The following is a 25,061-nucleotide window of genomic DNA, read 5'->3' as shown; positions in this document are numbered from 1 at the left end:
GCTGCGGCCGCGCCCCTCTGCCCCGCCTTACTGGCGGACCGGCGCGGTCATCGTGCCCGTCCCCGGCGCGGGCGCCATGCCCGGCGCCGTGCTGGCGGGGGGCACGCTGTCCGCGGGCACCTGGATCACGGTTTCACGCAGGACGCCGCCGCCCTGCACGCTGCCGCGCACATTCGTGGGCGCGGTCATCTGGGTCACGCAATTCTGGCGCTGTGCCTCCGGCAGCCGGTTGCAGCGGGCCAGGATGTTCTGCTGGCGCTGTTCGGGCGTGGCTTCCTTGAGGTTCTGGCGGCGCGATTCCTGCAGCGCCGCGCCGGCCTCGCGCAGGCAGGTATCCAGCGGCTGACCGGTGGCGCCGCTCCTGCACGCGGCCACATCCTGCTGATACCGCTGCTGGGGAGTGCTGGTGCCCGTCGTATCGGCCGCCTGGACCGCTCCGGCAATCAGCATCAGGCCTGCCGTGCAAAGAGATGCCGCAAGACGCTTCGTGTGCATGGGTCGTGTATTCATGGTCAGCTCCTATAAGAGATTGAACCCGGGCGGCGCGGCTGGTGGGCCGCCCCGCCAACTCGCATCCACTATCCCATGATGCACGGACGGGGACATGTCCAGCAACGTGCATTCGTAAGACGACGTTACCGCATCCGCGCCTGCATGCAGTGCCTTTTGTTACCTCTCTGTCAGCGCGCGTCCAGGTCCGCATCGGCCTTGGTGAGGCGGTTGCGGTAGGTGGCGGCGCGCATCAGCAGCATCGCGGTAACGGGGGACGAAACAATCAGCAGCAGCGTGATGATGACCTCGTGAAAGACCGGCCGGGCCGACAGCGCCGAGAACACCAGGATGGAGGCCGCCAGCACGCAGCCGCAGCCCATGGTGTTGCCGAGCGTGGGCGCGTGGATGCGGGCCTGGAAGGTGCGGAAGCGCAGCAGGCCGGCCGAGCCGGTCACGGCAAGCAAGCCGCCCAGCACCAGCAGGATGCTGGCGGGAATGCTGGCCCACAACGGGATCTGGGCGTCGATCATGGCTCGATCACCTCGCCGCGCAGCAGGAAGCGGGCCATCGCGGTAGACCCGACAAAACCGAACAGGGCAATCAGCAGGGCAATGTCGAAATAGACGGACGTGCCCGACCGGATGCCGAACACCAGCATCGTCAGCATGCCGTTGATATACAGCGTGTCCAGGGCCAGGACGCGGTCCTGGGCGGTGGGTCCGCGCAAGAGGCGGATGGTGGCGAACACCATGCCCAGCGCGAAGCAGAGCAAGGCAAAGGACGCCGCCCAATACAGTACGGTGTTCATTCAAACATCTCCATCAATGGGCGCTCATAGCGCTCCTGCACCAGCTTGATCCACTCGTCCTCGTTCTGCAGGTCCAGCACATGCAGCTTCAGGCTGTGATCGTCGGTCAGGTCCACCCAGACGGTGCCGGGCGTGTAGGTAACGATGCAGGCAAGCATCGCCAGGCCATGCGGGTCCCGCATGGTCAGCGGGATCATGATGAACCCGGGCGAAAAGACATTGGGGCGCGGATTCAGGATCAGCCGCGCCACCGCGATGTTGGACTTGATGATGTCCACCGTCACGTGCAGGAACAGCGGCAGCACCTTCCACAGGCGGCGCGGGCGCGCATGCAGCGGCCGCAGGCGCGACGCAGCCCAGGTGAACCACAGCGCCAGCGCCAGCCCCAGCGCGATCTGGCCCGCGGAAACGCTTTCATTGAGCACCAGCCACAGGACGAACAGCAGGCTGGGCAGAATCAGGAAGTAGAGGCGGCGCATCAGCTTCCTCCCTTGGCGCCACGCACGGTCTGCGCGGACATGACGGCATCGATGTAAGACTTGGGCTGGTCGAGCGAACGCGCCGCGTCGTCCAGATAGGCCGACACCGGGCCCGCACCCGCGGCCAGACCCACGCACAAGAGCAGCAGCACCGCCACCGGGCCGGCCTCGATCACGCGCAGGCGGGGCGTGCTGCGGTCGTCGCTGGCCCAGAACACGCGGATGCCGGTACGGCCCAGGCCGATCAGGCCGGCCAGGCCAGAAACCAGCACCGCCGCCACCAGCAGCCAGGCGTCCAGCGGCGGCGCGGATTCGGTGGCGGCCGACACCGCCGCCGACAGCAGCGAGAACTTCGCGACAAAGCCGGACAAGGGCGGCAGGCCCGTCACCAGCAAGGCGCAACAGATGAAGGCCAGGCCCAGGAACGCCATGGCGGCCGGAATCGCCACGCCCACCACGTCATCGGAACGGTTGACCGACGCCGGGTCATCCAGGTCGAAGGCATCCAGGGTCACGGCCAGCACGTTGGCGCCGAAGCTGCGGGTGCGTTCGATCAGTTCGGCCAGCAGGAAGAATGCGCCCGTCGTCAGGACCGAGCTGATCAGGTAGAACAGCGCCGGGCCGGTGAGCGTCACGCCGGGCATGCCCAGCGCGGTCAGCAGCGTGCCGGCCGACACGATCACGCAGTAGCCGACCATCTTTTCCAGTTGCTGCGTCGCCAGCAGGCCCAGAGCGCCGAACAGCAGCGTCGCAAGCCCCGCCGCGAACATCCAGTCCAGGCTGAACGCCGCGGGCGCGCCCGACGGCAGCAGCAGCGAGCCGATGCGCAGCAACGCATAGATGCCGACCTTGGTCATGATGGAGAACATGGCCGCGATCGGCGCGCCGGCCGATCCATACCCCTTGACCAGCCAGAAATTCAACGGCCAGGCGCCCGCCTTCACCAGGAAGGCCACGCCCAGGATGGCCGCGCCGGCTTCGAACAGCATGCGGTCCGCGCCGGCCAGGTTGCCGGCGCGCAGCGCCAGGTCCGCCATGTTCAGCGTGCCCGTCACGCCATAGATCAGCGCGATGCTGATCAGCAGCAGGAACGACGCCACCAGGTTCACCGCGATGTACTGCAGGCCCGCGCTGACGCGCGCCACGCCCGAGCCGTGCAGCAGCAGGCCGTAGGACGCCGCCAGCAGCACTTCGAAGAACACGAACAGGTTGAACAGGTCGCCCGTGAGGAAGGCGCCGTTCAGGCCCATCAGCAGGAACTGGAACAGCGAATGGAAATGCACGCCCGCGCGGTCCCAGCGGGCCAGCGCGTAGACCAGCGTGGCCAGGCCCAGCACCGAGGTCAGGGTCAGCATGACGGCCGCCAGGCGGTCCACCACCAGCACTATGCCGAACGGCGCCGGCCAGTCGCCCACGAGGTAGACCCCCACCCCATCCGGCCAGACGCCGGGCACGCCGCCGCCGGCCACCACCAGCAGGGCAATCGCGGCCGCCAGCTGGGCCAGGGTAGACACAAGCGCGATCCCGCCGCGCGCATAACGGCTGGTATCGGCCAGCAGAAGCATCGCCGCGCCCGCGATCAGCGGGGTAATGATGGGCAGGACAGGAAGATGTTGAAGCCAGAAACTCAAGATTGGGACTCCCGTCCATCAACGTGGTCGGTACCCGTGAGGCCACGCGAGGCCAGCAGCACAACCAGGAACAGCGCGGTGGTGGCGAAGCCGATCACGATGGCCGTCAGCACCAGCGCCTGCGGCAGCGGATCCGCATACCAGGAAGGATCATGCGCCATGGCGGGATCCACGACCGGCGGACGGCCGGAGGTGAGCCGGCCCATGCCGAAAATGAAGAGGTTCACCGCATAGGAGACCAGCGACAGGCCCATGATGAACTGGAACGTCCGGGGCCGCAGCAGCAGCCAGACGCCCGAGCCCGCCAAGACGCCAATCGCGACGGCGTAAATCAATTCCATCAGGCTTCTCCTGTTTGAGCGGCGGCCGCCTGGAGTTCGGCGGCGGCCTTGCGTTGCGCACGCAGCGATTGGTGAGCCAGGGCCACCAGCACCAGCACGGTGGAGCCCACGACCAGCATGTAGACGCCCAGGTCGAACAGCAGCACGCTGGACAGGTGCACATGGCCGATCAGCGGCAGCGCGACATCCCAGGCCAGCGCGGCCAGGAAGGGCTTGTAGGCCAGCCATGCGGTCACCGCCGCGGCGCCGGCAAACAGCAGGCCGATCCCGATCCAGTTCTGCGGGTTGAGGCGGCTGCGTGACTCCACCCAGTACACGCCGCCCACCATGTATTGCAGGATGACGGCGGTGGCGAAGATCAGGCCGCCGACGAATCCGCCGCCCGGCTGGTTATGACCGCGCAGCAGGAAGTACACGGAGATCAGCGCGGCGGTGGGCAGCAGCAGGCGCACCAGCACGGTGGGCACCATCATCGAACCCGAGGGCACCAGCGACTTGATGTCCGGCGCGTCCGGCACGCCGCCGTCCTGCTCCTTCTGCTGGCGCGGCAGGTCCGCGCTTTCCGCCGCCGGGCGGAAACGCCGCAAGAGCGCATACACCGTCAGCGCCACGATGCCCAGCACCGTGATCTCGCCGAACGTATCGAAGCCGCGGAAATCCACCAGGATCACGTTGACCACGTTGGTGCCGCCGCCGTCGGGCAGCGCGCGGTCGACGAAGTAAGAGGAAATGGTGTTGCCTTGCGGGCGCGCCAGCACCGCATAGGCCAGCGCCGCCATGCCCGTGCCGACGGCCGTGGCCATCAGCAGGTCGCGCAAGCGGCGGCCGCGCGCGACCAGCGTGGCCTTGAGGCTTTCCTCGTCGTCCTGCTCGATCCGCCGGGGCAGCCAGCGCAGGCCCAGCAGCAAAAGCACCAGGGTCACGACCTCGACGGACAGCTGCGTCAGGGCCAGATCGGGCGCCGAGAACCACACGAAGGTCAGGCAGGTGATCAGGCCTGCGCCGCCGGCCAGCGCCAGGGACGCCAGGCGGTGATATTTGGCTTGATACGCCGCGGCCAGGGCGCAGGTTCCGCCGACCAGCCACAGCAGGGCGAACACCGGATCGACAGGGGTCATGGGGCCCGTGCCCTCCAGCCAGCCGCCGGCGCGCAGCGGCAGCCAGGCGACGAACAAGGTGCCCAGCACGATCAGCAGCATCTGGACTTGCAGGCGCGAGGACGAGACCCAGCGCAGCAGCCAGGCGGACGCGACGCTGGAACCGTCCAGCAGCGCCTCGAAGCTGCGGCGGCCGTCCAGCCGGTAGATGAACGGCACCCTGCCCGGATTGGCGCGCTGATGCGCGCGCAACGCCAGGTACAGCAGCACACCCGCGGTCGTGGCGACCAGGCTCATTACCAGCGGCAGGTTGACGCCGTGCCAGACAGCCAGGCTGTACTCGGGCATGTCCTTGCCCAGGATGCTGTGCGCCGCGGTGGCCAGGAAGGGGCCGACCGTCAGGCTGGGCACCACGCCCACCAGCAGGCACATGAACACCAGCAGCGCGCTGGGCAGCAGCATCCAGCGCGGCGGCTCATGCGGGGCGCGCGGCAGGTCGGTGGCCGGGGGGCCGAAGAAGACCTGCAGGATGAAGCGCAGCGAATACGCCACGCTGAACGCGCCCGCGATGGTGGCCAGCAGCGGCAGCCCGATCTGGATAAACCGGTCGCCGCTGACGAAGGTTGTTTCAGCGAAGAACATTTCCTTGGACAGGAAACCGTTCAGCAGCGGCACGCCCGCCATCGAGGCCGCGGCCACCATCGCCAGCGTGGCCGTGATGGGCATGGCCTTGTACAGCCCGGAAAGCCGGCTCAGGTCGCGCGTGCCGGTTTCGTGGTCGACCACGCCCGCCGCCATGAAGAGCGAGGCCTTGAACGTGGCGTGGTTGATCATGTGGAAGATGGCGGCCACCAGCGCCAGCGTGCTGTTGAGCCCCAGCAGCAGCGTGATCAGGCCCAGGTGGCTGATCGTGGAATAGGCCAGCACCCCCTTCATGTCCTGCTGGAAGATGGCCGCGTAGGCGCCCAGCACCAGGGTGATCAGCCCTGCCCCCCCGATGATCCAGAACCATTCGTCGGTGCCGGACAGCACCGGCCAGAAGCGCGCCAGCAGGAACACGCCCGCCTTCACCATGGTGGCCGAGTGCAGGTAGGCCGACACCGGGGTGGGAGCGGCCATGGCGTTGGGCAGCCAGAAATGGAACGGGAACTGAGCGCTTTTGGTCAGCGCGCCCAAGGCCACCAGCACCAGCACGGCCGGGTACCAGGGATCGGCGCGGACCAGGTCGCCCGAGGCCAGGACGCGGTCCATGTCGTAGCTGCCGACGATATGTCCCAGGATCAGCACGCCGGCCAGCAGGCAGAGTCCGCCCCCGCCCGTGACGGTCAGCGCCATGCGCGCGCCGCGGCGGGCGTCCAGGCGATGGTGCCAATAGGCGATCAGCATGAAGGAAGCCAGGCTGGTCATTTCCCAGAACAGCACGAGCTGGATCAGGTTGCCCGACAGCACCACGCCAAGCATGGCGGCCATGAAGGCCTGGAAGAAGGAGAAAAAGCGCGGTACCGGGTCTTCCGGCGACATGTAGTAGCGGGCGTACAGCACCACCAGGGCGCCCATGCCGGAGACGATCAGCGCGAACAGCCAGGCGTAGCCGTCCATGCGCAGCGTGAACTGCAGGCCCAGCGCCGGCGCCCACGGGATATCGGCCCTGACCACGCCGCCGTTGGCGACGTCGGGATAGAGACTGGCTATCAGAACCACGCAGGCCAGGGCGATAAGACCCGCCAACCAGGCCTCGGCATTGCGGGCGTTGGAAGGCAGCAGCGCGGCGCACAGGCTGCCGGCGAACGGCAGAGCGAGGATCAGGATCAGCGACATGGCGTTCCGAGAATGTCCGGGCCCCCTCCCGCCAGCGCAAGGCAGCGAGAGACGAAACAGACCGGGGATTGAAAGACGGACGGAACCCTGGCCCGGTGCGTCGCTGACTACACGTTGCCCCACGGGGACATCAACCAACGCCATTGAACGGCGCAGACAGAAACAAACGCAATAGTTTTCTTGCAAGACCGGGCAAGAATCTCATCCGAAAAATATCAGATTCTCGTAAGTTATGCAGAGATTTATGCATGAACCCTGCTAATGACAGCAAGATGACTGCGCAATGATTGCGCAATGAAGGGGATTCAATACTCGTTCATCTGGTTGTCAGGCTGTCTTTTTCGCCGAATTGACGCCATTTCCGGACAACTATCCGTCACTTGAAAAATATTGAGATTCCGCAAAGCAGGGAGAATCCCAAGTTGACCGTAGGGAAATACCTGTGTGGAATTGCGCCCACGAAGCGTTGGCCTGCCGGTATCCCGGCAATGCGCGCTTCACCGAAGCCGGCCCAAGAAGCCGGCCGGCTCGGAACAACAATATGGAGAAGACTCTTGAACGTGCTCTCACATGCCAAGGCCGTCCTGGCCGCCGCCATCGCTGGCGTCTGCCTTAGTTCCGCCGCGCAAGCCGCCGACCCCTACCCCAACAAGCCGATCCGGCTGATCGTGCCCTTTGCCGCGGGCGGCACCACCGACATCGTCGCGCGCATCGTCGCCGAAGGCCTGGGCCGCGAGCTAGGCCAGCCCGTCGTCGTCGAGAACCGCGGCGGCGGCGGAGGCTCGATCGGCGCCGACGCCCTGGTGCGGTCCGCCCCCGACGGCTATACGCTGGGCGTGGCCACCGTCAGCACCATGGCCACCAATCCGGCCACCAACCCGAAGAATCCCTACAACCCGCTGACGGATTTCACGCCCATCACCAATATGGTGAACGTGCCCAACGTAATGACCGTGAATCCGGCCGTGCCCGCCAAGTCTCTGGCCGAGTTCATTACTCTGCTGAAGAACAATCCCGGCAAGTACAGCTACGCCTCGTCGGGCGCGGGCGGCATCAGCCACCTGGACGGCGAGCTGTTCAAGTCGCTGACCAAGACCGACATGGTCCATGTCCCCTATCGCGGTTCGGGTCCGGCGCTCAATGACGTGATCGCCGGCCAGGTCAACGCCCAGTTCGACAACCTGCCTTCGTCCATGCCCCACATCCAGGCCGGCAAGCTGCGCGCCCTGGCCGTGGCCGCCCCCAAGCGCCTGCCCGCGCTGCCGGACGTGCCGACCTTCGCCGAAGGCGGCCTGCCCGACATGGACAACATGGCCTGGTACGGGCTGGTGGCTCCCGCCGGCACGCCGCAGGCCGTGGTGGACCGCGTCTACGCCGCCACCGTCAAGGCCCTGAAGGATCCGAAGATCACCCAGCGCCTGGCCGACGGCGGTTCCCTGGTGGATGGCAACACGCCCGCCGAGTACTCCGCGCAGATCAAGCGTGAACTGGAGCTGCGCCAGCGCATCGCCAAGGACCGCAACATCGTGCTGACGAACTGATCGCGACCGGCGAGAGGCGGCCCGCCGGCACAGGCCGCCCCTCGCCTGCCGCCAGGCCGCGGCGGCCTGCCCGCTTGACTGCAATCGCCCGGGTGGTAGCATTTGCCCCCGTGCGATCCGAATTTTCCCCCCTTCCCTGCGCCACTTGCGCCCTCTGCGCCCTGCGCTCAACGCTGTTGAGCTCGCAGGAAGTCGCCGCGCGTTCCGCCTACGCGCGCTCCAAGCCCGGCTAATCGCCCGGCTTTCCCCTTCCTGAGTCTTTTTCCCGGCCCGTTGCCGGCTGCCTGCGCACATCCGCGCGCCATGCAGCCAGATACCGGCCGGCGGACGCCCTGCCGCGTGGCCGGGCTCCGCGCTTCGTCTCGTTTCCGCATGCCCGCGTCGGCACGCGGCCAGGCCACGCACTGTTTCCACTCAAGCGCCATGCAACTCACCAAGAAATTCGTCAAAGCCAAGAACCCCTGCGCGGGCGGCTACAAATGGTTCCTCCGCGACCACAACGGCCAGGGGGACTACCAGGCCGTGCTTGACGCCCTGGTCGCCGACGGCCGCGTCGGCGACGCCTGCTGGCTGCTGGACCAGTTCGGCCCGACCGATGCCGTGCTCAGGCTCGATGCCGTGGACGCCAACGCCATCGTGTTCGCGGGCACGCTGGAAGTGCGCATGGGGATCAACGTGGACACGGTCGTGCGCGCCGGCCGCAGCATCGTCACCGGCGGCGGCATCCGCGCCGGCGAGACCATCATGGCCGGGGAGAACATCAGCGCGGGCGCCAACATCGCCAGCGGCGGCAACCTGCGCGCGGGCGGCGACGTGATGGCGGACTGGGGCATCGAAACCGCGACGCGCCTGGATTGCGGCGGCAACGTGCGCGCCAAATGGGATATCTGCGCCGGACAGGATCTGGCCGTGACCGGCCACCTGCATGCGGGACAGGACGTGAGCACGCAAGGCGCGATCAAATGCGGTCAAGGCATCAAGGCCGGCGGCCACGTGCGGGCCGAAAAGGAAATCAATGCCGCCTGCGGCATCCAGGCCGGCGGTTCCATTCAATGCGGCGATCACCTGGCTTCCGGCTGGGGCCTGATCGCGGGCGAGGACATCCGCGCCGAAGGCTCGATCCGGGCCGGAGAAGGAGCGCACGCGGAAGGCACCATCGAAGCGGGCGCCGGCCACGGCATCTACGCCGGCCTGAGCGTGCGCCTGGACGCCTGGTCGGTGTGCGCGCGGGTCGTAGCGCAAACGCGCCCGGCGCAACTGGTAAGCGGGCATTGGGCGGGCCAGGACGACACCGGCCTGGAAGACGCCGCGCCGGCGGGCCAGAACTGGCATGGCTGGTTCGACGGCAATGGCGGAGCTCCCGGCCATCCGGCCGCCCGCGATGCCGCGGGCAGCCAGAAGCGGGAATAACGCGGCCAGGCCGTGCGAGGCGTCTTGGTGAACGGGCTCTAGCCCGTCTGCGCGCGCGCCGACGCGGGACTGCGCAGCACCAGCATCAATCCCAGCAGGATCGCGGCCATCCCGGCCAGGCTCAGCGAGGACAGCCGGTTGCCCAGGATCAGATAATCCAATGCAGCCGTGCCGACCGGCACCAGGTAGAACAGGCTGGTCACATTGACCAGATTTCCCGCCTGGATCATGCGGTAGAACAGCAGGGTCGCGCCCACCGATATCACAAGCCCCATCCAGATCAGCGGCACGACCAGGCCCAGGTCCCACTCCGCGCGTAGCGGCTGGAATGGCGCAAACAGCAGGCAAAGCACCAGGCTGACCGCGTACTGCAGGGGCATCACGTCCATGGGCGCCTGCCTGATGCGCTTTTGCAGGATGGCGCCGGCCGTCATGCTGGCCAGCGCGGCAAAGGCGAACAGAACCCCGGCCACGGAAAACCGCGCCAGGGCGATGCTCTGATAAACCACCAGCACCAGCCCGCACAGCGCCAGGAACAGTCCGGCCATGCGTGCCGGCGCATAGCGGCGTTCCATCAACCCCAGCGTCAGGATGGGCTGGGCGCCCAGCAGCGTGGCCAGCACGCCCGGCGTGACGCCGTGGTCCAGCGCCAGCAGGTAGCAGATGGAATAGCTGCCGATCAGCAGCGCGCCCGTGGCCGCCACCGTCTTGCGCGTGCCCGGCTCGGGCAGCCAGCGCCCGCGCCGCGCGCAGATCAGCAGCAGCACGGACAAGGCCAGGACGAATCGCAGCAGCAGGAAGCCAAAGGCCGAGGCATGCGACAGCCCCCATTTGGCGAAGATCGCGCCGCCGCTCCACAGCAGCACGAACAAGGTTGTGGAGCCATAGGCGGTCCACGCGGTTCTATCGAAAGACATGAAGGTTTCACCTGTCGAGGTTTAACAGGCTCCGGCCCGGCGCGCAGGCGCGCACGCGTGTTCCACGCGGGACATGACGCTGCACGCGCCATGCACCCAGCGGGACTACGCTGAAAAGGGACTGGAGTCGGGAAGGCGGCCGGCTTGCCGGCGATCAGCCGAGGACGACCGCCGCGGGCGGATATGCGCCCGAGACAGCGCCGCAAGCAGGCGGGCATGCGCCACTGACGACGCCCGAAGGCGGCGAGTGTGGCGGCGACACCACCGTGGAGACGACAGGAGAAACAACGGGGGAAACTACGGGGGAAACTACGGGGGAAAAATCCGCATGCGGGAACATCACGCGCGCGCCCGCGCCGGCTGGCAATGCAGCGCGGGCAAGGGGGTCGGAAGGCGTGAAGTCAGGCATGCGGCTAGCCTACCGATCGCAAGCGGCAGCGTCAAGCGAAGTCATGCGGGCCCGCCCTAGCCTCCGATCCTGCGCTGCTCCACCCCCATGTCCCGCCATGCCTCGCCGTGGCACGTGAACATCAGGATCTGATGTCGCGTCGCCGCGTCGAACAGGGCGCGCTTCATGAAGTCGCGCCGCGCATCGTCGGTATGGACCAGCGCGTCGTCCAGCACCAGCAAGGTGGGCCGGCCCGCCTCGCGCAGCAGGTCCGCGTATGCGAAGCGGGCCAGGATGCCCAGCTGTTCGCGCGTGCCGAAGCTCAGCGCGTCCAGCAGGTCCTCGCCGTCGCCGCGGCGCAGCGCGGTCGGCAGCAGCGTTTCGTCCAGGCGCAATGCGGCCTCGGGAAACAGCAGCGCCAGATAGTGATTGAGACGGCGGGCCAGCGGAGCCTGCAGACGCTGCGTGGCGGCGGCGCGCTTGTCGTTCAGCAGTTTCAGCAGCAACTCCAGCGCAGCGGCGCGGCGCGCGAACTCGTCGCGGCGGCGTTCCAGGCGTTCGCTCGCGGCATCGGCTTCGGACAGGCGTTCGCCCAGGCCCTGGGCGCCGGCCTGATCCAGCTTGCCTTGCAGCTGCAGGATGTCGCCGTGCCGCTTGTGCTGGGCATCGCGCTCGATGGATGCGGATTTTTCGTAGCGTTGGACATCCTGCTCGGCGAGCTCGGGCCGGTGTTCGGCCAGGGCAGCCTGCGCCTCGCGCACGCGCAGTTCCAGCTGATCGTGACCGCTGCGCACCTCGGCGAGCCGGCCGGCGCGCGATTGCCGTTGCGCCGCGCGTTCGGGCGATTGCAATTCGGCGCCACGCGCCGTCGCCTGCCCTTCCAGCAATTGGGCGCGGGCAGCGTCGGCATCCAGCGCGCGCTGCGCGGCCGCCAGCGTCTTCTCGGCCTGGGCCGCGACGGCTTCCACCTCGCGCAGCGCCTGGGCGGCGGCGGGTAAGTCGTCGTCGCCCGTCTCCGGCGCCGCGGGCAGCTTGGACAGCCGTTCCTGCAACTGGGCCTGGCGCGCCAACGCCTCGTCGCGCTGGTTGCGCAATGCATCCACGCCCTTGGGCGCATGGATGCCCAGCGTCTTGCGCATGCCGTCCAGCTCACGCAGCAGGGACGTATAACGCGCGTGGCGTTGTTCGGCCTCGGCCAGCGTTTCCACGCCCGCGCGCTTGAGCAGAACGGCGTAGGCCGCCTGGGCCTGCTCCAGATCTCGCTTCAATGCGGGCAGATCCTGTCCGCCCGGCTCGATGCGAAACCGCCCCACTCCCGGCAGGTCCAGCTCGGCGGCCGCCGTGAGCAGGACCTCATCGGTGCCGGTAAGCGTCCTGCCATCCAGCAGCGCTTGCCGGCCGGCGTCCAGCCGGTAGCTCAGGCGCGTGGCGATGGCCTGCTGCTGCAACTGCAGATTGCCCAGTTCGCGTCCGGCCTTGCGCAAGGCTTCGATGTCGGCGTCGGCAATCTCCAGGCGGACCGCTTCGGCCTTCAAGGCGGAACCCTGTCCGATCAGCGTCGTGACTTCCTTCAGGGCGCTGTCCAGGCGCTCGATCTCGGGGCTCAGTTGCGCCAATTGGCGGTCCAGGTCGCGCCGGTCGGCAACGGTCTGCACCGATGCCAGGCGCAGGCGCGCCGCATCGACGGCAGCGGCTTGCGCCTGCCCGTGCTGCTGCGCGCGCGCCAGGGCTCCCTGGGCGGCTTCCAGGCGCAGGCTGGCGACGCGCGCCTCCTGCGCCAGCGCCTGATGCTCGGATTCGTCCTGCTGGTCGCGCCGGACCTGGTCCTGCAACAGGGCCAGGGTCTGGGCCGCCTGCGCCTGTTCGCGGCGCAGGCCCTCGAAGGCATCGCGTTCCTTGGCCAGCGCGGCCAGGCGGGCGCGGGCCTGCGCGGCCTTGGCATCGAAGTCCTTCCAGGGTTCGGCGGCCTGGGCGCGCTCATGTTCGCGCCGCAGTTCCGCCAACCGGTCCACGTCGGCGTTGAGCTGCGCCATGGCCTGCGCACATTCCTCGCGTTCAGCCACGGCGCGCGCCAGCGCGTCCTCGGCCTCTTTGTAGGCGCCCTTGGGACGCCCATTGCGCGCGTCCAGCAGCGCGCCGCGCTCGGCCGACACGCGCTCGAACAGACGGTCGCCGTCGCTGGAGGCAAGTTCGCCCGACAGCTGCGTGAGCGCATCACGCAGGTGCGTTCCAGCGAAACCCGCGGCCTCTTGCAGGTTCTGGCCGTCGCCCTGCTGTATCCACAACAGGCCCGGAATGCCGGCCAGGTCCGGCTTGCTCTGGCCGCGCCCCGACAATTCGAAGCCCAACAAGGCGGCCAGCGCGTTTTCGGCCTCTTCGCCGTCCAGGCGCTGCGCGCCGTCGTCGATCAGCAGCTCGCAACGGGCGCGCGAAAGGAATTGCTTTTTCAGCACATAGTCGCGGCCGGCATGGCTGAAGGCCAGTTCGACGCTGGGACGGGCGCCGGACTCGCCGCGCGGGGCCAGGTCCGCCACCTTGCTGGTGCTGTAGCGTTCCAGGAACGCCGCGCGGATGGCGGCGGCCACCGTGCTCTTGCCCGCCTCGTTGGGGCCGACGAACAGGTTCAGGCCGTCTTGCAGGCCGTCCAGCGACAGGGGTTGGCGGAACTTGCGGAATTCTTCCAGGGCGATGCGTGAGAGCTTCATTTCACGGCTCCCGGCGCCGCGCTTTCGCGCTGGAACCGCAGCAGCAGCCGCAAGGCCTCCCCGGCCACGGCGGACTGCTCGGCGTCGCTCTGCAATGCCTGCAGTTGCGCCGCGACCTCGCCCACATAGCCGCTGGCGCGCAGTTCGGCCAGGTCCGCTTCGTCCGGTTCCAGGCGCAGGCCGGACAGATCCGGCAGCAGGGCCCGCACCTGCGCGGCGGCCTGGTCCACGGCGCGTTGCAGCGCGTCCCAGGTTTCCATATTGACGTGGCCTTGCACGTCCAGCCGCAACACGTCGTCGGCGCGCAGCGCCGCCATGCGCTCGGCCAGCGCCTGCGCATCGGTAGGCAGGCTGAGGGTTTCAGACCAGGCAGACCAACGGTATTTGCCCGTTGCCACGCGCTCCACTACCGGCGTCGCGCCGGGCGCGGCGATGCGCACGTCCAGCACATAGCCCGGCTCGTTGCCGCGGAAGCGGTCCTGCTCCGGCGTGCCGGCATACCAGGTGCGTTCGTCGATGGACAGGCAGCCGTGCCAGTCGCCCAGCGCCAGGTAGTCCAGGCGGGCGCGCGCGGCGCGGTCCGGCGCGATGGGATTGGTAGCGTCTATGGTGTCCGGCAGCCGGCCCGCCACGCTGCCGTGCGCCAGGCCCACGCGCACGCGGCCGGGTTCGGATTCCAGCGAGTCGAAGGCCTGGGTGACGTCGTCGTAGGTATGGCGCTGCGTCAGCGGCGCGGCGAGCACGGCGAGGTTGATCCCCGCCAGGTCCACCACGCCGGTGCGCAGCGGCGCGTGGACGTTGTCGGGAATGCAGCCCAGCTGCATGGCGCGGGTCCATACACTGTCGGCCAGCGCGGCGTCATGGTTGCCGGCGATCATCACCCAGGGTCCGGCATAGCCGGACATGGCGGCGAACAGCCTGCGGATCGTGCGGTCCGACACGCCTTGGGTATCGAACACGTCGCCGGCCACCAGCACCGCATCCACGCCGCGCTCGGCGGCCAGCGCGGCGATGCGCGCCACGACGTCAAAGCGCGCCTCGGCCAGCATGGCGGCGTCGTCCGTTTCGAACTGGCCGTACTGCCGGCCGATCTGCCAGTCGGCAGTATGCAGAAAATGGGTCATGCCCAGATTTTGACATAGAGGGGGGACTGCCCCCAACGCTGCGCGCACGTTGTGCGTTTGCTGCCCCAAGGGGCGCTGTCCCGCATTGGGGCGGCGCGAGGGACGTGCCCCCCACGCCGCGCACGCTAGGCGTGCTTGCTGCCCCCGAGGGGGCTGCGCGCGGCTACGCGCCCTTGCCGTCCAGCACCAGTTGCTGGCTGGAGGCGGCGCTGCGGTCGTAGCGCGACAGGCCGAGGCCGTCCGTGCGGATCGCGGGGCGCTGGCCCATGACCAGGTCGGCCACCAGCTTGCCGGAGCCGCAGGCCATGGTCCAGCCCAGCGTGCCGTGGCCGGTGTTCAGGTAGAGGTTGCCATAGCGGGTGGGTCCGACGACCGGCGTGCTGTCCGGCGTCATGGGACGCAGCCCGGTCCAGAACTCGGCCTGGGCCACATGGCCGCTGCCCGGGAACAAGTCGTTCACCACCAGTTCCAGCGTCTTGCGGCGCGCGTCCTTCAGGCGCAGGTCGAAACCGGACAGCTCGGCCATGCCGCCCACGCGGATGCGCTGGTCGAAACGCGTCACCGCAATCTTGTAGGTCTCGTCCAGGATGGTCGAGACCGGCGCGGCCGACTCGTCCTTCATGGGTATGGTCAGCGAATAGCCCTTGACCGGATAGACCGGCAGGTCCAGTCCCAGCGGCTCCAGAAAGCCCCGGGTGTAGCTGCCGAAGGCCGCCACATAACGGTCCGCCGTCAACACTTCGTCGCCGACCCGCACACCGGTGACCTGGCCCCCGGCGGTGACCAGGCCCGAGACCGTCTGGTTGTAGCGGAAGTCCACGCCCAGCGCGGCGGCCATCTCGGCCAGCCGCCTGGTGAACAGCTGGCAGTCACCGGTTTCGTCGTTCGGCAGGCGCAGGCCGCCCGAGAGCTTGTGGACGGAGTGGGCCAGCGCGGGCTCCGCCGTCACCAGGCGATTGCGGTCCAGCAGTTCGTAGGGAACGCCCACCTCTTCCAGCACGGCGATATCGCGCCGCGCGGCTTCCATTTGTGCGTCGGTGCGGAACAGCTGCAAGGTGCCGCGGGTGCGCTCTTCATAATGGATGCCGGTGGAGGCGCGCAGTTCGCGCAGGCAATCGCGGCTGTACTCGGACAGGCGCAGCATGCGCTCCTTGTTGACCGAGTAGCGGTCGGCCGAGCAGTTGGCCAGCATGGCGGCCATCCACTTCAGCTGGTACAGACTGCCGTCCAGGCGGATCGCCAGCGGCGCGTGCTTCTGGAACAGCCACTTGATGGCCTTGAGCGGGATGCCGGGCGCGGCCCAGGGCGTGGAATAGCCCGGCGACACCTGGCCGGCGTTGGCGTAGCTGGTTTCCTGGGCCGCCGCGGGCTGGCGGTCCAGCACCGTCACTTTGGCGCCCTGGCGGGCCAGGTAGTAGGCGGTCGTGGTGCCGATAACGCCGCTGCCGAGGACGATCACATGCATGATTCTTTCCAGTGTTTGGTTTTGTACAGGAATTTCGGTAGTCTATGGGCCTCTCGGCAGTGAAAAACACTGAAGATTTTGTTTTGCCAGTGCTTTTTCTCGGGCCGCCCCCGTTTTATGATCGCCAAAAGTGAAATGCGCGACCTCGACCGTATCGACCTGAAAATCCTGGAAATCCTGCAGCGCGAAGGCCGCATTTCGGTGACCGAATTGGCCGAGCGCGTAAGCCTGTCCGCCACCCCCTGCTCCGACCGCGTCAAGCGCATGGAGCGCGAAGGCGTCATCACGGGTTACCATGCGCGCGTGAACCCCGCGGCGCTGGGCAAGAACCTGCTCGTCTTCCTGGAGATCAAGTTGTCGGCCAAGTCCGGCGACGTCTTCGACAAGGTCAAGAAAGAGCTGCTGTACGTGCCCGAGGTCATGGAATGCCACCTGGTGTCGGGTGACTTCGATTACCTGGTCAAGGCCCGCCTGACCGAAATGAATGAATATCGCCGCCTCCTGGGCGAAATCCTCAAACGCCTGCCCGCGTCCGCCGAATCCCGCAGTTACGTGGTCATGGAGGAAATCAAGGAGACCTTGTTTCTTCCCGTGGACCGCTAGGGCCTGTTACCAGACTGTCTTCTCGCCGGCTGCTATGCTGGCGACCCTCCGGCGCGCCGTGACCGCCCGTCCGACCCCGATTTTTTGCCTTTGCCTATGACCCGTCTCTATAAATATTTCTTCCGTGGCCTGATCACCGTCCTGCCGCTGGCGCTGACCATCTACCTGCTCTATATCTTCCTGGCCTGGACGGAAGCCGTCGCGCTGACCTTCCTGCGCCCCTTCATCGGCGGCTTCTACGTGCCGGGCATGGGTCTGGCGCTGGGCATCCTGGGCATTCTGGCCATCGGCTACCTCGTGTCCAAGGAGCGCGTGCAGCGCGTGCTGACGCTGGTGGAAATGCCCTTCACCAACCTGCCGGTGGTCAAGAGCATCTATTCGTCGCTGAAGAGCTTTGCCGACTATTTCTCGCCCAGCTCCAAGAACACCGCCCAGCAAGTTGTCGTGCTGCGCGTGCCGGGGCAGCAGCTGGAGCTGGTGGGCCTGGTCACCCGCCGCAACCTGGAAGGCCTGCCCGAAGGATTCACGCAGGGCGATCGCGTCGCCGTTTACCTGCCGATGGGCTACATGATTGGCGGCTACACCGTCTTCGTCCCGCAGGACTGGGTCCAGCCCATCCAGATGTCCGTCGAGGAAGCCATGCGTTCGTCGCTGATCGCCTGGATGGCCCGCGCCGAAACCAACAACCGCCCGGCGCCGCCGGCCGTCGTGCCGGAGGCACCCGCCGACCAGCCGGCCGCCCCGGGCAACCCGGGCAATCCCGGCAACACCAATGGCAACGGCCCGGCCTGACCGCCCTGCCCCAAACATCACTGACTCGCGCGACATGCCCATCATCGAATTCACGCTTGCCGACGGCAGCCCCTATATTGAAATCAACCAGCTGCTCAAGGCCACCGGCGTCTGTGACAGCGGCGGCGCGGGCAAGATGCTCGTGGCCGAAGGCTACGTCAGCGTCGGCGGCGCGGTGGAAACGCGCAAGACGGCAAAGATCCGCGACGGACAGATCGTGACCTGCGGCGACGTGCGCATCGTGGTGCGCGCCTTTGACGCCTCCGGCAACGAAGCCTGATTCCTTTTCCTACCCCTGCACCGCCGCGAGCCGCCATGAAACTCAAGATGTCCCAGAACTCCATCTTCGCCGTGCTGCTGCGCTCGCCGTGGTGGATGAGCGCGGCCGTGGCCGTGCTGCTGTGCGTGGGCGGCTTTGCCGCCCTGCCCCTGGACTACGCCGCGATGGGCGTCTTTGCCGCCGTGCCGTTCGCCGTGATCTCCATCATGGCGGCCTACAAGCAGCTGCGCGCGCCATCCGGCACGCGCGTGCAGGCCGTGGCCGAGGCCACCGCCGCCATGTCGTGGGCGGACTTCGCGAAGACCGTCGAGGCCGGCTTCCGGCGCGACGGCTGTGAAGTCGAACGCCTGCAGGTGGCCGGCGCCGATTTTGCGCTGAGCAAGGACGGCCACGTGGCCATCGTCAGCGCCAAGCGCTGGAAAGCTGCCCGCGTCGGCGTGGAGCCGCTGCGCGAGCTGCAGGCCGTGCGCGAAAAGCGCGGCGCCCGTGAAGCCATCTACATCGCCCTGGGCGATGTATCCGACAACGCGCTGCAATACGCGAAGTCGCAAGGCGTGTCCTTGATGACGGCGCCGGAACTGACCAAGCTGCTGCGGGACCTCAAGGTCTGAAGCCCCGGCGAGGGCATCACACCACCATCACCGCACTGGCCGCGATCACGCGCCATTGGCCCGACGCCGCGTCCGGCGACCAGGTGCGCATGTAGCGGAACACCCCATTGGCCGGCACGCCGTTGTAGCTGCCGGCAATGCGGGCCAACACCGACACCACCGCGCAATCGCCGCGAGGCAGGATGCACTGCTCGGACAGATCCAGGCCATGGATCTTCAGCAGGCCGGAGCGGTGCACGTCCAGGTCATCGTCACGCGTGACCGTCCAGCCCATGTGGTTGACATACAGCAGGTCGGGATCCAGCAAGGACTCCAGCGCCCCGACGTCGGAAGCCAGCATGGCCTGGCGCAGCCGTTCCTCGGCTTCTTGTATACCTGCGGTGATGGAAGGATGCATGGCGTTCTCTGCGGGGTTGTCTTGGGTTGGCATGGACGCCCGCATTCTATTCGGTCATCAGGCGTCTTGCTTTGTTGCCATTGACCTGCACGGCGCGCGCGGGCTTACGATTAAATGCGCATCCCGCCTGCCTTGCGGCGCGCCCGATACAACCGAGATATCCCGATGACCTATCGCATCCTTGCCGACCTGGTGCTTGTCGCGCACGGCCTATTCGTTGCCTTCGTAATGTTCGGCGGCCTCCTGGCGCTGTGGAAGCCCCGCGCCGCCTACCTGCACCTGCCCGCGCTGGCCTGGGGCGCCATGGTGATCGGCATGGGCTGGATATGCCCCCTGACGCCGCTGGAGGTCTCGCTGCGCGAACGGGCTGGCCAGGAAGGCTATGCCGGCGGCTTCATCGAGCATTACATCCTGGGCCTCATCTACCCCGAAGGCATCACCCGAACCACGCAAATCGTGCTGGCCGCGCTGCTGATCGTGGGCAACATCGTCGTCTACACGCTGTGGGTCCGGCGCCGCGCCCGCGACAGGATCAAGGCTGCGCCGACTCGCCCTTGACGGCCGGCTCGACGGTTCCCAGCAGCGCGCTGTCCGGAAACCCGGCTGGCGCACTGCATTCGTCGAACACCAGCACCCGCTGGCCCGCGAAATCAAATCCACGCGCAGGCAGCAACGGTTCGGCGGGCCGCTGCATCGTCCGGCCGAATGCCATGACGGCCCTCGCCGGGGCTTGCGGCAGGCTTTCCGCCAGGCGCGCGCAGTCCCAGACCGGCGGATCTTGCGACGCGCCGGTCAAGGGATGAGCCACGCAGCGCATGGGCTCCACGTTCTTGATGCCTTGGCCGTGCTGCCACAGCAACAGGGTGAGGTCTGCGTAGTCCATGGCGGCCGCGCCCGAAACCAGGCGATCCTCCGTCAGGCGTTCGGCCAGCACGGGCAAGCCTGAGGACGAACGCTTCTTGCCGCGGCCTGCCGCCGCCCCGTAGGCGACGCGCCACAAGCTGCTGTCCCGGTGCCTGGCGCTGAGCTTGTCGTTGCTGGCATGCAGCCAGAACTCCCCGCCTTCCCCGCCCGCGCCGGCGCGCCAGGCCAGGACGCGCCAATGCCCCTTGGGGATGCGCAGCGCCACGGCCTGCGTCAGGCGCGCCTCGGCAAGGTCCAGCAGGCACAGGCGTGTGCTGCCCGCCATGGTCAGCAGCGTCGCCACCTGCGTCTCGTCATAGGCGCGCGCCTGCATGGCGCCGGTCAGGACCGTATCCACGGGCAAGGCGCCTTCCGCGCCCTGGATGGGGCGCCACGCTTGCGGCACGCCCTGCAGGTCGTCCGCCACGTGCAGCCGGCGATGCACATTCAGGTACGCATCCGCTTCCGAGACCGACTCCGGCAGCGCGTCTCGCAAGGCCAGCCAGCGGCCGCCGCCCGGAAATTGCGCGGCATGCAGCGAATTGCAGAATGGCTCGTGATGCATGGGCGTCGCGTGCGTACGCAGGCGGGGCGTCCCGTCCGCGTCCACCGCGACTTCGATCTCGAACCAGTCCGCCACGCCCGAGGTCAGCACGATGCCGCCCCCGTGCGCGCCGAGGTAGTGGCGCGTGGCCCGTTGCTCTACCGCCAGCATGGCGCGCATGCCCTGCGCATCCTGATGCAGGCAATGCAGCTGCGCGGCGTAGACATCGCCATGGCGTTCGACGCCACCTGCCTGCCCGTCCGGCAGCGCCACCGGCTGGAAATGGGTGGCCCGCAGTGTCCAGTCGCTATCGGCCAGCGCCAGGCCGAAACCCTGCGCGCCATGGGGTCCGCTGAGCCACGCCACCATCAGCAGATGCCGCCCCAGCACGCAATGGGTCAGCCAGCGCAGCCCGACCCCGGGCCCGTCGGGCAACTGCCGCACGGCCGGCGCGGCGCCCAAGGGAAGGAAGTCGGCGGTGCGCAATCGCAGGCGCGGGTGGAAGGACAGCGGTTCAGTCATGGGTTCCATGGCGTGATTCAAGGACCAGCCCGGCATTATGCATAATGCCGGGCTGACGGCTGTCTTATGATGTCCCGCAATAGGCGCTACGCCTGAATCACCGGTACTACGCATGAGCTTCCAGAAGACACCTCCCTCCGGGCAAGCCGCCGGCAACGACGCCGACCCCGCCAGCAATCCCGACCTGATCCGGGCCTACGATGCCCAGGGCCGCGAGATCCATGTCACGCGCGATCAATGGCGCGACAGCGTCCTGCCGGGCGCCATCGAGCAGAACTGGAACGACGCCGACCCGCTAGCCGGCCTGATCATCCAGTCGCTCAACGACGGATTCTTCGACGAGATGCTCCGCCCCGCCGCACGCCTGGTCGAGCTGGACGGCAACGGCGAGCGCGCCGTCGTCCTGCAAGCCATCGTGTACATGAAAACCGGGCGCCTGGACGACTGCGAGCAGGCGCTGCTGGCCTTTTGCGCGCGGCACGGCGAGACGGGCGTGGTGCTGACCAATCTGGCCAAGGTCCACGCCGAACGCGACGACGACGCCCGCGCGCTGGAAACACTGTGGCGCGCCCTGCAACTGGATCCAAACCAGGAAAACGGCCTGGGCTGGTACGAGGCCATCCACCGCGACCACGGCGGCGACGCGGCCGGCATCGCCTCCATGCGCAAGGTCGCCGCCCTGCCCGACAGCTGGCGCGCGCAGCTGTGGTTGGCGCGTGGCGAGTTGGGCTCGCACAACTATTCCGGCGCGATTGCGCTCTACCAGGAATCCCTGGCGCGCGCGGGCAGCCCGGCGCCCGCCGACCTGCTGATGCAGATGAGCGCAGACCTGGGCAATGCCGGCCTCATCCAGGAAATCCCGCCGCTGACCAGCCCGCATTTCCATCCCGAAACGCACGGACTGAACGTAGGCAACAACCTCATCAAGGCGCTGCTGCACCTGGGCCGGCTGGACGACGCCCGCCGCATCCTGGACCAGCTCCACGCACTGAACCGCCCCGACTGGAAAAACCACCTGGCGTATTGGGACAACGCACTGGCGCAGGCCCGCGGCGCAGACTGACGGCGCCCGCCGCGGCCCGCGCGTGGCCCGATTACAGGCTGCGCGCGATCACCAGCCGCTGGATGTCGCTGGTGCCCTCATAGATCTGGCACACGCGCACGTCCCGGTAGATGCGCTCGACCGGGAAATCCTTCAGGTAGCCATAGCCGCCCAGCGTCTGGATCGCCGCCGAGCAGACCTTCTCGGCCATCTCGGAAGCGAACAGCTTGGCCATGGACGCTTCCGTCAAGGCCGGCCGCCCTGCCTCGCGCAGCGCGGCGGCATGCAGCACCATCTGCCGCGCGGCATGGATCTGGGTCGCCATGTCCGCTAGGCGGAACGACACGGCCTGATGCTCGATGATGGGTTTTCCGAAAGCCTGGCGGTCATGGGCGTAGTCGCGCGCGCATTCGAAGGCGGCGCGCGCCATGCCCACCGATTGCGACGCGATGCCGATACGGCCGCCCTCCAGGTTGGACAGCGCGATCTTGTAGCCCTCGCCCTCCGCGCCCAGCCGGTAGGCGCCGGGAATGCGCATGTCCTCGAATGCGATCTGGCACGTGTCGGAGGCATGCTGGCCCAGCTTGTCCTCGACCCGCAGGACCTTGTAGCCCGGCGTATCGGTGGGCACGATGAACGCGGAAATGCCGCGCTTGCCCGCATCGGGGTCGGTCACGGCGAACACGATCACGGTCTGGCCGTTGCGGCCGGAAGTGATGAATTGCTTGGCGCCGTTGAGGATGTAGTCGTCGCCGTCGCGGCGCGCGCGGGTATGCAGGCTGCTGGCGTCGGAACCTGCCTGCGGTTCGGTCAGCGCGAAGGCGCCGATATGTTCGCCGCGAGCCAGGGGCCGCAGGAATTGCTCTTTCTGGGCGTCGGTCCCGAACTTCAGGATGGGCATGCAGCCGACCGAGTTATGGACGCTCATGATGGTGGAACACGCGCCGCTGCCGGCCGCGATCTCTTCCAGCGCCACGGCATACGAGATATAGCCGCTGTCGTTGCCGTCCCAGGCCTCTGGCACGAGCATGCCAAAGAATCCCAGCTGCGCCATTTCCGCGATGGCGTCCGCGGGATAGTGATGGTCCCGGTCCCAGCGCTCGGCGTTGGGCGCCAGGCGCTCCTGGGCAAACCGGCGCGCCATTTCCTGGACGCTCAGCTGTTCTTCGGTCAATAGCATGCTTGTCTCTCCTGGGTGCGGTGGCCGGCGGGCGCGCAGGCGCCGCCAGGCTCTGTTTGTGCATGGCGGGCCCTGCCAAGAGAGCCCCGCCCGATTGGCAGAATACACCGCCGCAGGCGCGCCGCGGACGTCCTACTCGCGCGGCGCGTGCTGCTCGGCGCGCTGCTGGGCCGGACCCATCGCCCGGCCCAGGTTGTAGGCCGTGTTCACCAGGCCGATATGCGAAAAGCCCTGCGGGAAATTGCCGACCAGGCGCCGCTGGACGACGTCGTACTCCTCGGACAAAAGGCCCAGGTCGTTGCGCAGCCCCAGCAGCCGGTCGAACAGGCGTTCGGCATCGCCCAGGCGGCCCTGCATCACATAAGCATCGGCCAGCCAGAAGCTGCAGGCGAGGAACACACCCTCATCGCCCGCCAGCCCGTCATCGGTATGCTCGGTGGAGTAGCGGCGCAGCAGGCCGCCATGCAGCAGCTCGCGTTCGATGGCGTGCACTGTGCCCGCCACGCGCGGGTCGCTGGCCGGCAGAAAGCCCACCTGCGGAATCAGCAGCAGGCTGGCGTCCAGCGCGGCCGATCCGTAGCTCTGCACGAAACAGCCCCTGGCAGGGTCGTAGCCGTGTTCGCAGATGTCCTTCCGGATCCGCTCGCGCAGCCGCCGCCACCTCTCCACGGGCCCCTGCATGCCGAAACGCTCGCAGGCCTTGACCGCGCGGTCGAACGCCACCCAGCACATCAGCCGCGAATGCGTGAAGGCACGCCGTTCGCCGCGCACCTCCCAGATGCCATGGTCCAGCTCGCGCCAACGGTCCTCCAGCGGTTCCAGCAGCACCTTCTGCAAACGCCATGCTTCGGCCAGCGGCGCCAGGTCCGCCACGCGCGCGGCGTACAGGGTCTCGATGAGTTCACCGTAGACATCGAGCTGGCTCTGCCCCGCCGCGCCATTGCCCCTGCGCACCGGCAGGCTGGCCTCATAGCCGGGCAGCCAGGGAATCTCCAGCTCCGGCAGCCAGCGCTCGCCGGCGATGCCGTACATGATCTGCAATTGATCCGGATGTCCGGCCACCGCCCGCAACAGCCACTGGCGCCAGGCCTCGGCCTCTTCGCGGTAGCCGGCGTTCAGCAAGGCGTACAGGGTCAGCGCGGAGTCGCGCAGCCAGCAATGGCGATAGTCCCAGTTGCGGCTGCCGCCCAGCAACTCCGGCAAGGAAGTCGTCGGCGCGGCGATGATCCCGCCCGTGGGCTGGAAGGTCAGCAGCTTCAAGGTGATCAGCGAGCGCACCACCGCGTCCCGCCTCCCGCCCGCCGGGCCATCCCAATGGCAGCGCTTGGCCCATTCCTGCCACCAGGAGATCGTCCTGTCCATGCTCTCGACGCGATCGGGCACGAAATGCGGCGTGCGGTGCGAGCGGTGATACGACAGCGTGAACGGCACCACACGCCCTTGGTGCAAGGAGAAGCGCGCCGTCGTCTTCATGTCGTGCCCCTCGAGCTCGACAGGGGTATGCAGCTCCACGGCGTCCGGCCCGGCGATGGCGTTCAGGCCGTAGTCGCGCCGCCGCACCCATGGCACGGTCTGGCCGTAGTTAAAGCGCAGCACCAGTTCCATGTCCATCTGCACGTGTCCGGACTCGCCGCGCACCACGCGCACCACGTCCACCCGCTCGTCATCGTCGCTGAGCGGCATGAAGTCGTACATCACCACGACGCCTGTGCGGGTTTCGAAGCGCGTTTCCAGCACGGCGGTATCGGGCACGTACCGGCGCGTGGTCTCTCTGATCTTGCCATGCGGGGCGATGCGCCAATGGCCGTGGCGCTCGTCGCCCAGCAACGCCGCAAAGCAGGCCGGCGAATCGAAATGCGGCAGGCAGAGCCAGTCGATCGACCCGTCGCGCGCCACCAGCGCGGCGGACAGCATGTTGCCAATGAGCCCGTAGTCTTCCAGGGGTTTGGACATGGCGGCTTCAGCCCGCGC

Annotated in this window: 23 protein-coding genes; 8 read left to right on the top strand and 15 right to left on the bottom strand. The window is 67.8% G+C overall.

What is annotated here, in order from left to right:
* Nucleotides 1-27: 27 nt before the first annotated feature.
* From HLG70_RS05745 to HLG70_RS05715, 7 genes are all read right to left on the bottom strand, one after another.
* Nucleotides 28-510: a hypothetical protein gene (locus tag HLG70_RS05745; protein ID WP_234103414.1), complete on the bottom strand. Its 483-nt coding sequence runs from the start codon at nt 508-510 to the stop codon at nt 28-30.
* A gap of 170 nt (nt 511-680) precedes the next feature.
* The gene (gene mnhG / locus HLG70_RS05740) at nt 681-1,022 is read right to left on the bottom strand and encodes a monovalent cation/H(+) antiporter subunit G (RefSeq protein ID WP_171663529.1); all 342 of its coding nucleotides are present in this window, start codon (nt 1,020-1,022) and stop codon (nt 681-683) included.
* Complete coding sequence (locus HLG70_RS05735) at nt 1,019-1,300, bottom strand: K+/H+ antiporter subunit F (protein ID WP_057283003.1); 282 nt, start codon at nt 1,298-1,300, stop codon at nt 1,019-1,021. Before HLG70_RS05735 ends, mnhG begins: the two co-directional genes overlap by 4 nt.
* Nucleotides 1,297-1,779: a Na+/H+ antiporter subunit E gene (locus tag HLG70_RS05730; protein WP_171663530.1), complete on the bottom strand. Its 483-nt coding sequence runs from the start codon at nt 1,777-1,779 to the stop codon at nt 1,297-1,299. The genes HLG70_RS05735 and HLG70_RS05730 overlap by 4 nt, the downstream gene beginning before the upstream one ends.
* On the bottom strand, nt 1,779-3,410 hold the full coding sequence (locus tag HLG70_RS05725; protein WP_171663531.1) for a monovalent cation/H+ antiporter subunit D: 1,632 nt from the start codon (nt 3,408-3,410) through the stop codon (nt 1,779-1,781). Before HLG70_RS05725 ends, HLG70_RS05730 begins: the two co-directional genes overlap by 1 nt.
* Entirely contained in the window at nt 3,407-3,751 is a 345-nt protein-coding gene (locus tag HLG70_RS05720) for a Na+/H+ antiporter subunit C (RefSeq protein WP_006227452.1), read from the bottom strand. Before HLG70_RS05720 ends, HLG70_RS05725 begins: the two co-directional genes overlap by 4 nt.
* Nucleotides 3,751-6,666: a monovalent cation/H+ antiporter subunit A gene (locus HLG70_RS05715; protein WP_171663532.1), complete on the bottom strand. Its 2,916-nt coding sequence runs from the start codon at nt 6,664-6,666 to the stop codon at nt 3,751-3,753. Before HLG70_RS05715 ends, HLG70_RS05720 begins: the two co-directional genes overlap by 1 nt.
* A gap of 554 nt (nt 6,667-7,220) precedes the next feature.
* Here HLG70_RS05715 and HLG70_RS05710 point away from each other — a divergent pair.
* Complete coding sequence (locus HLG70_RS05710) at nt 7,221-8,207, top strand: Bug family tripartite tricarboxylate transporter substrate binding protein (protein ID WP_171663533.1); 987 nt, start codon at nt 7,221-7,223, stop codon at nt 8,205-8,207.
* Between the two features lie 423 nt (nt 8,208-8,630).
* Nucleotides 8,631-9,617 carry a hypothetical protein gene (locus tag HLG70_RS05705; RefSeq protein WP_234103412.1) on the top strand — a complete coding sequence of 329 codons (987 nt, stop codon included), beginning with the start codon at nt 8,631-8,633 and terminating at the stop codon, nt 9,615-9,617.
* 38 nt (nt 9,618-9,655) lie between these two features.
* Here the strand turns inward: HLG70_RS05705 and HLG70_RS05700 are convergent, their stop codons facing one another.
* The 4 genes from HLG70_RS05700 to HLG70_RS05685 form a co-directional block, all read right to left on the bottom strand.
* Entirely contained in the window at nt 9,656-10,534 is an 879-nt protein-coding gene (locus tag HLG70_RS05700; RefSeq protein ID WP_171663534.1) for a DMT family transporter, read from the bottom strand.
* Nucleotides 10,535-10,999: 465 nt separating this feature from the next.
* Nucleotides 11,000-13,627, bottom strand: a complete 2,628-nt coding sequence (locus tag HLG70_RS05695; protein ID WP_171663535.1) for an AAA family ATPase — start codon at nt 13,625-13,627, stop codon at nt 11,000-11,002.
* Entirely contained in the window at nt 13,624-14,751 is a 1,128-nt protein-coding gene (locus HLG70_RS05690; RefSeq protein ID WP_171663536.1) for a metallophosphoesterase family protein, read from the bottom strand. Before HLG70_RS05690 ends, HLG70_RS05695 begins: the two co-directional genes overlap by 4 nt.
* A gap of 163 nt (nt 14,752-14,914) precedes the next feature.
* Nucleotides 14,915-16,216 (bottom strand): D-amino acid dehydrogenase, encoded by a 1,302-nt coding sequence (locus tag HLG70_RS05685; protein WP_171663537.1) that lies wholly within the window; start codon nt 16,214-16,216, stop codon nt 14,915-14,917.
* Between the two features lie 135 nt (nt 16,217-16,351).
* On the opposite strand from HLG70_RS05685, the gene HLG70_RS05680 reads away from it, so the two are divergent.
* From HLG70_RS05680 to HLG70_RS05665, 4 genes are all read left to right on the top strand, one after another.
* Nucleotides 16,352-16,819, top strand: a complete 468-nt coding sequence (locus tag HLG70_RS05680) for a winged helix-turn-helix transcriptional regulator (RefSeq protein WP_057282994.1) — start codon at nt 16,352-16,354, stop codon at nt 16,817-16,819.
* 96 nt (nt 16,820-16,915) lie between these two features.
* Nucleotides 16,916-17,611: a DUF502 domain-containing protein gene (locus HLG70_RS05675; RefSeq protein WP_171663538.1), complete on the top strand. Its 696-nt coding sequence runs from the start codon at nt 16,916-16,918 to the stop codon at nt 17,609-17,611.
* A gap of 34 nt (nt 17,612-17,645) precedes the next feature.
* Nucleotides 17,646-17,891: an RNA-binding S4 domain-containing protein gene (locus HLG70_RS05670; protein ID WP_171663539.1), complete on the top strand. Its 246-nt coding sequence runs from the start codon at nt 17,646-17,648 to the stop codon at nt 17,889-17,891.
* A gap of 35 nt (nt 17,892-17,926) precedes the next feature.
* Nucleotides 17,927-18,502, top strand: coding sequence for a restriction endonuclease (locus HLG70_RS05665; RefSeq protein ID WP_171663540.1), 576 nt, complete (start codon nt 17,927-17,929; stop codon nt 18,500-18,502).
* Nucleotides 18,503-18,518: 16 nt separating this feature from the next.
* Here HLG70_RS05665 and HLG70_RS05660 read toward each other — a convergent pair whose 3' ends face one another.
* Nucleotides 18,519-18,899 (bottom strand): nuclear transport factor 2 family protein, encoded by a 381-nt coding sequence (locus HLG70_RS05660; protein WP_171663541.1) that lies wholly within the window; start codon nt 18,897-18,899, stop codon nt 18,519-18,521.
* A 165-nt stretch (nt 18,900-19,064) separates the two neighbouring features.
* On the opposite strand from HLG70_RS05660, the gene HLG70_RS05655 reads away from it, so the two are divergent.
* Nucleotides 19,065-19,457 carry a DUF2784 domain-containing protein gene (locus HLG70_RS05655; protein WP_171663542.1) on the top strand — a complete coding sequence of 131 codons (393 nt, stop codon included), beginning with the start codon at nt 19,065-19,067 and terminating at the stop codon, nt 19,455-19,457.
* On the opposite strand, the gene HLG70_RS05650 is transcribed toward HLG70_RS05655, so the two are convergent.
* A complete protein-coding gene (locus HLG70_RS05650) occupies nt 19,432-20,877 on the bottom strand; it encodes a hypothetical protein (RefSeq protein WP_171663543.1) in 1,446 nt (481 codons plus the stop codon). The two genes, HLG70_RS05655 and HLG70_RS05650, sit on opposite strands and share 26 nt — an antisense overlap.
* 103 nt (nt 20,878-20,980) lie before the next feature.
* Between HLG70_RS05650 and HLG70_RS05645 the strand changes: the two genes are divergently transcribed.
* Complete coding sequence (locus HLG70_RS05645) at nt 20,981-21,931, top strand: tetratricopeptide repeat protein (RefSeq protein WP_171663544.1); 951 nt, start codon at nt 20,981-20,983, stop codon at nt 21,929-21,931.
* Nucleotides 21,932-21,962: 31 nt separating this feature from the next.
* On the opposite strand, the gene HLG70_RS05640 is transcribed toward HLG70_RS05645, so the two are convergent.
* Nucleotides 21,963-23,090, bottom strand: a complete 1,128-nt coding sequence (locus tag HLG70_RS05640) for an acyl-CoA dehydrogenase family protein (RefSeq protein WP_171663545.1) — start codon at nt 23,088-23,090, stop codon at nt 21,963-21,965.
* Nucleotides 23,091-23,222: 132 nt separating this feature from the next.
* Complete coding sequence (locus HLG70_RS05635; RefSeq protein ID WP_171663546.1) at nt 23,223-25,043, bottom strand: glycoside hydrolase family 15 protein; 1,821 nt, start codon at nt 25,041-25,043, stop codon at nt 23,223-23,225.
* Between the last annotated feature and the right edge of the window lie 18 nt (nt 25,044-25,061).

Origin of the sequence: Achromobacter deleyi, assembly GCF_013116765.2 — a bacterium.
Taxonomy (GTDB): domain Bacteria; phylum Pseudomonadota; class Gammaproteobacteria; order Burkholderiales; family Burkholderiaceae_B; genus Achromobacter; species Achromobacter deleyi_A.
The sequence above is the reverse complement of the archived record's forward strand: the minus strand, read 5'-3'. Positions and strand labels throughout refer to the sequence as shown.

What these genes read in the sequence shown, in the direction of transcription:
- HLG70_RS05745 (WP_234103414.1), bottom strand. Translation starts at nt 510, where the DNA reads ATGAATACACGACCCATGCACACGAAGCGTCTTGCGGCATCTCTTTGC.
- HLG70_RS05715 (WP_171663532.1), bottom strand. Translation starts at nt 6,666, where the DNA reads ATGTCGCTGATCCTGATCCTCGCTCTGCCGTTCGCCGGCAGCCTGTGC.
- HLG70_RS05680 (WP_057282994.1), top strand. Translation starts at nt 16,352, where the DNA reads ATGCGCGACCTCGACCGTATCGACCTGAAAATCCTGGAAATCCTGCAG.
- HLG70_RS05700 (WP_171663534.1), bottom strand. Translation starts at nt 10,534, where the DNA reads ATGTCTTTCGATAGAACCGCGTGGACCGCCTATGGCTCCACAACCTTG.
- HLG70_RS05635 (WP_171663546.1), bottom strand. Translation starts at nt 25,043, where the DNA reads ATGTCCAAACCCCTGGAAGACTACGGGCTCATTGGCAACATGCTGTCC.
- HLG70_RS05675 (WP_171663538.1), top strand. Translation starts at nt 16,916, where the DNA reads ATGACCCGTCTCTATAAATATTTCTTCCGTGGCCTGATCACCGTCCTG.
- HLG70_RS05645 (WP_171663544.1), top strand. Translation starts at nt 20,981, where the DNA reads ATGAGCTTCCAGAAGACACCTCCCTCCGGGCAAGCCGCCGGCAACGAC.
- HLG70_RS05720 (WP_006227452.1), bottom strand. Translation starts at nt 3,751, where the DNA reads ATGGAATTGATTTACGCCGTCGCGATTGGCGTCTTGGCGGGCTCGGGC.
- HLG70_RS05655 (WP_171663542.1), top strand. Translation starts at nt 19,065, where the DNA reads ATGACCTATCGCATCCTTGCCGACCTGGTGCTTGTCGCGCACGGCCTA.
- HLG70_RS05670 (WP_171663539.1), top strand. Translation starts at nt 17,646, where the DNA reads ATGCCCATCATCGAATTCACGCTTGCCGACGGCAGCCCCTATATTGAA.
- HLG70_RS05690 (WP_171663536.1), bottom strand. Translation starts at nt 14,751, where the DNA reads ATGACCCATTTTCTGCATACTGCCGACTGGCAGATCGGCCGGCAGTAC.
- HLG70_RS05640 (WP_171663545.1), bottom strand. Translation starts at nt 23,090, where the DNA reads ATGCTATTGACCGAAGAACAGCTGAGCGTCCAGGAAATGGCGCGCCGG.
- HLG70_RS05665 (WP_171663540.1), top strand. Translation starts at nt 17,927, where the DNA reads ATGAAACTCAAGATGTCCCAGAACTCCATCTTCGCCGTGCTGCTGCGC.
- HLG70_RS05695 (WP_171663535.1), bottom strand. Translation starts at nt 13,627, where the DNA reads ATGAAGCTCTCACGCATCGCCCTGGAAGAATTCCGCAAGTTCCGCCAA.
- HLG70_RS05705 (WP_234103412.1), top strand. Translation starts at nt 8,631, where the DNA reads ATGCAACTCACCAAGAAATTCGTCAAAGCCAAGAACCCCTGCGCGGGC.
- HLG70_RS05650 (WP_171663543.1), bottom strand. Translation starts at nt 20,877, where the DNA reads ATGGAACCCATGACTGAACCGCTGTCCTTCCACCCGCGCCTGCGATTG.
- HLG70_RS05660 (WP_171663541.1), bottom strand. Translation starts at nt 18,899, where the DNA reads ATGCATCCTTCCATCACCGCAGGTATACAAGAAGCCGAGGAACGGCTG.
- HLG70_RS05730 (WP_171663530.1), bottom strand. Translation starts at nt 1,779, where the DNA reads ATGCGCCGCCTCTACTTCCTGATTCTGCCCAGCCTGCTGTTCGTCCTG.
- HLG70_RS05735 (WP_057283003.1), bottom strand. Translation starts at nt 1,300, where the DNA reads ATGAACACCGTACTGTATTGGGCGGCGTCCTTTGCCTTGCTCTGCTTC.
- HLG70_RS05685 (WP_171663537.1), bottom strand. Translation starts at nt 16,216, where the DNA reads ATGCATGTGATCGTCCTCGGCAGCGGCGTTATCGGCACCACGACCGCC.
- mnhG (WP_171663529.1), bottom strand. Translation starts at nt 1,022, where the DNA reads ATGATCGACGCCCAGATCCCGTTGTGGGCCAGCATTCCCGCCAGCATC.